This is a genomic window from Citrobacter sp. TBCS-14, assembly GCF_005280805.1.
Classification (GTDB): Bacteria; Pseudomonadota; Gammaproteobacteria; order Enterobacterales; family Enterobacteriaceae; genus Citrobacter; species Citrobacter gillenii.
Window position 1 is genome coordinate 1 of record NZ_SZWM01001295.1, and the last position, 256, is coordinate 256.

A 256-nucleotide genomic window follows, 5' to 3' on the forward strand; every position below is an offset into this window, starting at 1 on the left:
GTATGCCTTATTATTTAGCCGCTTCTTTTTCTTTTTATATTATGTGGGTAGGTTGTACCACGTTAGGCGCGTTAATCGGCCCTGTGCTTGGCGATGTTCATCACTACGGTTTTGATATGGCTTTTCCCGCTGTATTCCTTGTGCTTGTCAGGGGCATGTGGAGCGGTTTTCGCAAAGCGATACCGTGGTTTGCCAGCCTGATTGTTGCGGTTGCGGTTTATCATTATGTCCCCGGTGTTTGGTATGTCATGGCAGG

1 pseudogene is annotated in these 256 nt (G+C 47.7%); it reads left to right on the plus strand.

Annotated features, from left to right (window positions below):
* Nucleotides 1–256, plus strand: a pseudogene (locus FDX22_RS27450) (branched-chain amino acid ABC transporter permease); the annotation flags it as partial.